The organism is Levilactobacillus koreensis JCM 16448 (assembly GCF_001435525.1).
Lineage (GTDB): Bacteria > Bacillota > Bacilli > Lactobacillales > Lactobacillaceae > Levilactobacillus > Levilactobacillus koreensis.
Genome location: NZ_AZDP01000031.1, coordinates 1 through 293 on the forward strand (window position 1 = coordinate 1; position 293 = coordinate 293).

The 293-nt window shown below is 42.7% G+C and carries 1 protein-coding gene; it reads right to left on the reverse strand.

The annotated features are described in order from the left end of the window. Window positions 1–293 (reverse strand): transposase (locus FC99_RS02165; RefSeq protein WP_156639336.1); only part of this gene is annotated, 293 nt, incomplete at both ends.

The following is a 293-nucleotide window of genomic DNA, read 5'->3' on the forward strand; positions in this document are numbered from 1 at the left end:
AGTGTCTTAGCTAGCCGATGATTCACATCGGTCATCCAGCGGTTCTCTCGTTGAGCTAGTTGCTTCAGTTTTCTCTTGGCAGACGTGGTGTTCTTACTTTGTAGTTGTCGACGAACCTTAAGAAATTTTCTCCGCTTACGTAAGACTTTTTGACCATCAAAGAATAGTGTTTTCCCTTCACTATCAAAGGTAGTTGCTAGGAAGCGTAACCCGCGATCAATCCCTACGATTTGCGGATTGTCCTTGGAATTAAAATCGCTAACTTCTTTGGTAATGCCAATGTGTAGAAACCA